Source organism: Pseudooceanicola nitratireducens (genome assembly GCF_900109195.1).
In the GTDB taxonomy this organism is placed as follows: Bacteria; Pseudomonadota; Alphaproteobacteria; order Rhodobacterales; family Rhodobacteraceae; genus Pseudooceanicola; species Pseudooceanicola nitratireducens.
Genome location: NZ_FNZG01000002.1, coordinates 2,501 through 8,339, shown reverse-complemented (window position 1 = coordinate 8,339; position 5,839 = coordinate 2,501). Strand labels below are relative to the sequence as shown.

General features: G+C 60.4%; 5 protein-coding genes and 1 rRNA gene (1 of these 6 only partly in view). 5 read left to right on the top strand and 1 reads right to left on the bottom strand.

Going from position 1 to position 5,839, the window contains the following annotated elements; translation table 11 throughout:
* Positions 1–159: 159 nt before the first annotated feature.
* A complete protein-coding gene (locus BMX99_RS05850; protein WP_093451110.1) occupies positions 160–582 on the bottom strand; it encodes a DUF302 domain-containing protein in 423 nt (140 codons plus the stop codon).
* 174 nt (positions 583–756) lie between these two features.
* On the opposite strand from BMX99_RS05850, the gene BMX99_RS05845 reads away from it, so the two are divergent.
* The 5 genes from BMX99_RS05845 to BMX99_RS05825 form a co-directional block, all read left to right on the top strand.
* Positions 757–2,262, top strand: a complete 1,506-nt coding sequence (locus BMX99_RS05845) for an FMN-binding glutamate synthase family protein (protein WP_093448557.1) — start codon at positions 757–759, stop codon at positions 2,260–2,262.
* A gap of 147 nt (positions 2,263–2,409) precedes the next feature.
* Positions 2,410–3,315 (top strand): protein-methionine-sulfoxide reductase catalytic subunit MsrP, encoded by a 906-nt coding sequence (gene msrP / locus BMX99_RS05840; RefSeq protein ID WP_093448555.1) that lies wholly within the window; start codon positions 2,410–2,412, stop codon positions 3,313–3,315.
* 3 nt (positions 3,316–3,318) lie between these two features.
* On the top strand, positions 3,319–3,954 hold the full coding sequence (gene msrQ / locus BMX99_RS05835) for a protein-methionine-sulfoxide reductase heme-binding subunit MsrQ (protein WP_093448553.1): 636 nt from the start codon (positions 3,319–3,321) through the stop codon (positions 3,952–3,954).
* Between the two features lie 107 nt (positions 3,955–4,061).
* Entirely contained in the window at positions 4,062–4,715 is a 654-nt protein-coding gene (locus BMX99_RS05830; protein ID WP_093448551.1) for a VPLPA-CTERM sorting domain-containing protein, read from the top strand.
* Positions 4,716–5,486: 771 nt separating this feature from the next.
* Positions 5,487–5,839, top strand: a 16S ribosomal RNA gene (locus BMX99_RS05825) (it continues 1,109 nt past the right edge of the window).

Here is a 5,839-nt window from a genome sequence, read left to right as displayed (position 1 = left end):
AAGCCGAAGCCGAAGCCGAAGCCGAAGCCGAAGCCGAAGCCGAAGCCGAAGCCGAAGCCGAAGCCGAAGCCGAAGCCGAAGCCGAAGCCGAAGCCAGACGGGCTAGCTCCAAAAACGGTTGACCAGACGGCCCCCCTGCGGCCACCGCCGCCCCGAATACTACATTCCCAGGGCCGCGCGGCTGATCCGGTCCAGCATCGCCTCGACCTTCTTCATCTCGCCCTCGGGGAAGCTGCGATAGCCGATCAGCGTTTCGCCCGGGGTCTCGGGGCGGGTCAGGACGAAGATGTGATAGGGGCAGAAGACGACATTGGTCCAGTCGGCCTCCATCACCTCGCGCGACAACTGCGCCGAGCAGAAGGAGAAGATGTCTGCCGCCTCGAAGATCACCACCTCGGATCCGACATCGGCGCGGGTCCGTTCCAGCATCTCTCCGGTGTGGCTGACGTGGTCGATCACCAGGCCTTCTTCGATGATCGCGTTCTCCAGTCCAAAGGTGACGTCGTCAAAGCTTTGATCGGTGGTGTAATAGACCATCCCGTTCAGCTGATCCTGCGCCGCGACCCCGGTGCCGAGGGGCATCAGGATCGCAAGACCAATTGCAACGGCCCCCGGTCCCTTCAGGTTGCAAGCAAGTTTCATGGCTTGTCCTCCCATACAGGCGCATTACCTGCCTTGCCGCTTGGCCGACATCGCGCCAATCTACCAGTGACCTCAGGTCAGCACATGCGTCACATATAAACAAGGGAATATGTTATGGGCTTTGTCGGCACCGCCGTGGAATATCTGGCGCTTGTCTTCCTGTTGGCGGTCGGGATGGGGGCGCTGGTCGTGGTGGTTCTGTTCTTCCTGGACCGCTTTCAGACCCATGACGCGATCCGGCGCAACTATCCGGTCATCGGCCGTTTCCGGTATCTGTTCTCGACCCTTGGCGAATTCTTCCGGCAGTATTTCTTTGCGATGGACCGCGAAGAGATGCCGTTCAACCGGGCGCAAAGGGACTGGGTCTATCATTCCGCAAACGGCAAGGGGAACACCGTCGCCTTCGGCTCGACCCGCAACCTGGCGATACCCGGCACGCCGATCTTCGTGAACGCCGCCTTCCCGCCACTGGATGACCAGGCCGCCGCGACCAAGCCGCTGGTGATCGGACCCTATGCCAAGAAACCCTACGAGGCACCGTCGATCTTCAACATCTCGGGCATGTCCTATGGCGCGATTTCCCGCCCCGCGGTCGAGGCGCTGTCGAAAGGTGCGGCCAAGGCCAATATCTGGCTGAACACCGGTGAGGGCGGGCTGTCGCCCTATCACCTGACCGGCGGCTGCGACATCGTCTACCAGATCGGCACGGCGAAATACGGCGTGCGCGACGAACACGGCAACCTCAGCGACGACAAGCTGCGCGAAGTGGCGGCGAAGCCCGAGGTGAAGATGTTCGAGCTGAAGATGGCGCAGGGGGCGAAGCCCGGGAAGGGCGGCATCCTGCCCGGCGAAAAGGTGAATGCCGAAATCGCCGCGATCCGCGGGATCGCCGTGGGCAAGGACAGTATTTCACCGAACCGGCACCCCGAGATCCGCAACTTCTCGGATCTGCTGGACCAGATCGCCCATATCCGCCGGGTCACCGGAAAGCCCGTGGGCTTCAAGACGGTGATCGGATCCTCGGACACCTTCGAGGCGCTGTTTCAGCAGATCCTGGAACGCGGGGCCATCCACGCGCCCGACTTCATCACCATCGACGGCGGCGAAGGTGGCACCGGCGCGGCCCCCATGCCGCTGATCGACCTGGTCGGCATGCCCCTGCGCGAGGCGCTGCTGCGGGTCGCCGATCTGCGCGACCGCTTTGGCCTGCACGACCGCATCCGCATCATTGCCAGCGGCAAGCTGGTGAACCCGTCCGACGTGGCCTGGGCAATCTGCGCAGGCGCGGATTTCGTCACTTCGGCGCGGGGGTTCATGTTCTCGCTTGGCTGCATCCAGGCGCTGAAGTGCAACAAGAACACCTGCCCCACGGGGATCACCACGCACCAGAAGCATCTGCAGCGTGGGCTGGTTGTCGATCAGAAATACGAACGCGTCGCCAATTACGCCAAGCAGATGATCAAAGAGGTCGAGACCATCGCCCATTCCGTCGGCGTGAACGAACCGCGCAAGATGCGCCGTCATCACGTGCGGGTCGTTCAGGACAATGCGGAATCCGTTCTGCTGTCCAAGCTGCGCCCCAGCTGCGACGCCGGCGACGTGAACAAAAGCCACAGCTAGGCCCGCCCCCCGTCGCGCGGGCCGGGGCCGCCCCGCCGCCCGCGCGAATGTTACAGATTATGCCATTGCGGTGATCTTTCCCGACTTGGTGTAACTAATCCGGGCCCTAGCTCGTACTTGTATATGTACGCAGCAACGGAGCCCGTCATGTCCCGCATCTGGAAAAGCCAATTCAAGGATCACCACGTCACCGACGAGGCGCTCTATCTCAATCGGCGGCAATGGATGGCTGGGGCTGCGGGCCTGGGGCTGGGCGCAATCGCTGGCCCCGCGCTGGCCGCGCCCGAGGGGTTGGAGCCGAACTCCTACGAGGACATCACCAACTACAACAACTACTATGAATTCGGCACCGGCAAATCCGACCCGGCGAAATATGCCCATACGCTGACCACCAGCCCCTGGACCGTCACCATCGACGGGCTGGTCGACAAGCCCGGCGACTACCAGTTGGAAGACATCCTGGCGAAGGCGCAGATCGAGGAACGCATCTATCGCCTGCGCTGTGTCGAGGCCTGGTCGATGGTCATCCCCTGGAACGGCTTCACCCTGGCCAGCCTGCTGGAACGGGCCGGCGTGCAGTCCGGTGCAAAATACGTCGCCTTTGAAACCGCCGCCCGCCCCGAGGAGATGCCGGGCCTGCGCTATCCCGTGCTGGACTGGCCCTACCGCGAAGGGCTGCGCCTGGACGAGGCGATGCACCCCCTGACCCTGATGGCCACCGGTCTATACGGCAAGGATCTTCCCAATCAGAACGGCGCGCCGATCCGTCTGGTCGTGCCGTGGAAGTACGGCTTCAAGTCGATCAAGAGCATCACGCGCATCACCCTGCAGGAAGATCAGCCCTTCACCAGTTGGAAAGACGCCAACCACCGCGAATACGGTTTCTATTCCAACGTGAACCCGACCGTGGATCACCCCCGTTGGAGCCAGGCCACCGAACGCGTCATCGGCGCGGGCCTGTTCGGATCGCGGCGCGAGACCGACATGTACAACGGCTATGGCGAAGAGGTCGCCTCGCTTTATGACGGCATGGACCTGCAGAAGAACTACTGAGCGATGAGCGACAGCACCTCTGCCACCCCCGGCCTGCGCGACCGGCTGACTCAGGCCATCAACCAAGGGGCCCGTCGGGTTCCGACGTGGGTCTTGTATATAGTGGGGGCCGTTCCGCCGATCTGGCTGTTCATCGCGGGCCTGACCGGCGGGCTGGGTGTCGACCCGGTCAAGGCGATGGAACACCAGATGGGGGAATGGGCGCTTTGGCTTCTGATCGCAGGCCTCTGCATCACGCCGCTGCGCCGCTTTGCCAGGATCAACCTGCTGCGCTTCCGCCGGGCCATCGGACTTCTGGCCTTCTTCTATATAGTAGGGCACCTGCTGGTCTGGCTGGTGCTGGATGTGCAGATCCTGTCGCAGATCTGGCGCGACATCCTCAAACGTCCCTATATCACCATCGGCATGGCGGCTTTCGTTCTGCTGATCCCGCTGGCCGTGACCTCGAACAATTTCTCGATCCGGCAGATGGGCGCGCGCTGGCGGCAACTGCACAAGCTTGTCTATCTCGCCGCGGTTCTGGGGGCGGTGCACTTCGTGATGCTGGTGAAGGGCTTTCAGTATGAACCGCTGATCTACCTGGGCGTGGTGCTTGCCCTGCTGGCCTTGCGCCTGCCGATCCTGTCCCGCCGCAGGTAGCGGCTGGGAGGAAATCAAGTTTTCCTTGACGAAAAATCGATTCCGGCGATCATGACGTCATTAAAGATGTTTTGTTTGATCCAAATCGTATTCTGAAAGGACTTCTCATGAAGAAAGCTCTTGTTGCTGCGCTGTTCGCAGCCACCGCCTTTACCGCCACTCACGCCTCTGCTGCTTCCATCGACCTGACGGATGAAGTGTTTGTCGCTGGTTCTGTCACGTACAATCCTAGCGGACCGATCAATGGGTTCGCCGAACAATCGTCAGGCGTGAACTTCACCTTCGCGACCGGCGGCCAGTTCCGGACTGTCGGTGCGTGGAACGGCGGTGTTATCCAACCCGCTAACCCGGCACTGGCCTTCGGTGGCGGCGGTGGCAATACCACAACCTTTTCGCTGACTGTCTCGGAAGACATCTCCCTGACAGCGTTTGCCGGTTTTGCGCAGCAATTCAATACCGGTGCGATCTTCGATGTGACGGGAACAGGCGTATCATCGACAGGGAACGCTTTCGGCACGTCGGCATTCTTGGGAACCGGAACGCCGGTATCCACCAGTTTTGTCGGGGGCCCGCTCTCTCTCACCGCGGGAGAGGTCTATACCTTTACAACGACGAACGGCAGCGCATCCACGGTCAGCTTTTTCACCGGGTTCGAGTTCAGCATAGCAGGGGCGACACCGGCCGTTCCGCTGCCGGCAGGTTTGCCGCTTCTGGCGGGCGGCCTCGGGGCCTTCGCCTGGCTCCGCCGCCGTAAGGGCTGATCGCACTCTCCCAGTCGCAAGACCCGAAACGCCCGTGACACCGTCGCGGGCGTTTTCGATTCACCTCACTTCAGTCCGATCAGGGCGATTCACCGATTCAGCCACCGAGTCGCCCTCGATTCCCCTCGGATTCGGGTGACCCAAGGGCAGAGTTGGGGGGGATTCTGGGGTGTTTTGGGGGTAAGTCTGTGGATAACCCAAGATGTGGGGTTAAGGCCCGATTAAACGTCTTGCCAGGGTCAGGTTTCTGGTCGGAAAATCGAAAAAAGTATCTCTGTAAGTAACTGTTTTCATGTGGGTTTCGAGGTTTTTGAAAAAAAGATGACGGCACCCGGAAAAAAGCCCTTGCGGAGTTTGGCCCTCAACCGTAAATACCCCCTCACCGGCGGCGCTGAGGCGCTAACGGGACGCCAGACGGAACGACGGAGCGACGCTCTAGAGGGACTGAGGCAAAGAACACTGAGATGCTTGACGCGGGGCGCGCCACAAAGTAAAGCGGCGCTTCCTGTAGATTTTGTCTCTACGCTATTTGAAATCGATGGTATCTGAAGAGATATGTGGGCGGTTTGGTTCATTTCGATGAACAAACAACTGCACATATAACTCGCGCTCTTAGGCTCCGGCCGATGATAGAGCGTCAGCTTCACTGTTTGGACGGTTTCCGGTTTCTGATGAAACCAGAAGCACAACCAAACGGTTTTCCCCGGTCATGCCGGCCGGGGAGTGATGTGCAGAGGTTCGAACGTCAAGGATAACCGAGTAATCGGTTTTCAACTTGAGAGTTTGATCCTGGCTCAGAACGAACGCTGGCGGCAGGCCTAACACATGCAAGTCGAGCGCACCTTCGGGTGAGCGGCGGACGGGTTAGTAACGCGTGGGAACGTGCCCTTCTCTAAGGAATAGCCTCGGGAAACTGAGAGTAATACCTTATACGCCCTTCGGGGGAAAGATTTATCGGAGAAGGATCGGCCCGCGTTAGATTAGATAGTTGGTGGGGTAACGGCCTACCAAGTCGACGATCTATAGCTGGTTTTAGAGGATGATCAGCAACACTGGGACTGAGACACGGCCCAGACTCCTACGGGAGGCAGCAGTGGGGAATCTTAGACAATGGGCGCAAGCCT

What these genes read in the sequence shown, in the direction of transcription:
- msrP (WP_093448555.1), top strand. Translation starts at nt 2,410, where the DNA reads ATGTCCCGCATCTGGAAAAGCCAATTCAAGGATCACCACGTCACCGAC.
- msrQ (WP_093448553.1), top strand. Translation starts at nt 3,319, where the DNA reads ATGAGCGACAGCACCTCTGCCACCCCCGGCCTGCGCGACCGGCTGACT.
- BMX99_RS05845 (WP_093448557.1), top strand. Translation starts at nt 757, where the DNA reads ATGGGCTTTGTCGGCACCGCCGTGGAATATCTGGCGCTTGTCTTCCTG.
- BMX99_RS05830 (WP_093448551.1), top strand. Translation starts at nt 4,062, where the DNA reads ATGAAGAAAGCTCTTGTTGCTGCGCTGTTCGCAGCCACCGCCTTTACC.
- BMX99_RS05850 (WP_093451110.1), bottom strand. Translation starts at nt 582, where the DNA reads ATGCCCCTCGGCACCGGGGTCGCGGCGCAGGATCAGCTGAACGGGATG.